This is a genomic window from Mycolicibacter sinensis, assembly GCF_001667945.1.
In the GTDB taxonomy this organism is placed as follows: Bacteria; Actinomycetota; Actinomycetes; order Mycobacteriales; family Mycobacteriaceae; genus Mycobacterium; species Mycobacterium sinense_B.
The window spans coordinates 1-1,276 of record NZ_LZJK01000071.1; the positions used below are offsets into that span (position 1 = coordinate 1).

Consider the following 1,276-nt stretch of genomic DNA (forward strand, 5'->3'; position numbering starts at 1 on the left):
CGGTGAGCTGGTCGACGGATTCCTCAACGGTGGCCAGCAGTTCGGCGGTGTCATCCGGTGAGAACGCGACGTCGTCGGCGCGCAGACTCGACACGGCCGCCTTGGCCGCCGCTAGCGGGGTACGCAGGTCGTGGCTGACCGCCGACAGCAGGGAGCGGCGCAGTTCGTCGGTGCGCATCACGGCGTCGGCCCTCCCCGCTTCGACCGCCAATTCCTCCTGGCGTACCAGTCCCGCGGCCTGCCGCGCCACCACCGACAGCACCCGGCGGTCCCGGGAGGCCAACTGGCGGCCGGCCATCAACATCCAAAACTCGTTGTCGCCGACATCGATCGCGGTGTCGGCGAGAGCCACCGACATGCAGGGGTTCTCGCCGACCGAAGCGACGACCTCGGGCTGTTCGGGGGCCGCGGCTCCGCTCGGCACCCGTACCAGGCTCACCGAGCGTTGCGTGTAGGTCTCGCGCACCCGTTCCAGCAGGCTGTCCAGATCCGCTCCGCGCAGCACCGATCCGGCGAACAGTGTCATCAACTCGGCTTCCCGCGAGGCGCGGCCGGCCTCGCGGGATCGTTTGGCCGTGCTGTCGACCAGTGCCGCCACCGCGACCGCCACCAGCAGCAGCACGATTTCGGTGATCGCCGAATCGGTTTCGGCGATGGTGAAACTGTGTCGGGGGTCGATCAGGAAGTAGTTGAGCAGCAGGCCCGAGACCACAGCCGACAGCATTGCGGGGGCGACGCCGCCGAGGAGGGCGACCACCAGCACGCCGACGAAGAACAGCGCGCTCTCTCCGCCTAGGCGCAGCACCGGATCCAGCCATGCGGTTGTGATCCAGCAGACTAGCGACGGCACGAGCACCGCCGCTAGCCATGGCAGCACACGGCGTTGCCGAGCCGAGAGCGCTCCGCCGCGAAAGCCTTGCCCGGACTCTTCATGAGTCACTATGTGGACATCGATCTTCCCGGACAGCCGCACCACCGTCGCACCGATACCCTCGTCGAGCAAACGTGCCCAGCGGGACCGCCGCGACGTCCCGATCACCAGCTGGGTGGCGTTGACGTCCCGGGCGAAATCCAACAGCGCGGTCGGCACATCGTCGCCGACGACGACGTGCAGCGAGACGCCGAGGCTGGCCGCCAACTCGCGGATCTTGCCGATCCGGGCATCGGGCAAGGGCGAGCGCCCGTCACCGCGCAGCACGTGCAGCGCCAGCAACTCGGCGCTGGACTTCGACGCGATCCGCGAGGCTCGGCGGACCAGTGTCTCGGACTCCGGGCC

Annotated in this window: 1 protein-coding gene; it reads right to left on the reverse strand. The window is 69.0% G+C overall.

Translation table 11 applies throughout. The features are described from left to right. The coding region (locus A5694_RS09570; protein ID WP_131809557.1) for a DUF4118 domain-containing protein at nt 1-1,276 on the reverse strand (1,276 nt) is incomplete at both ends.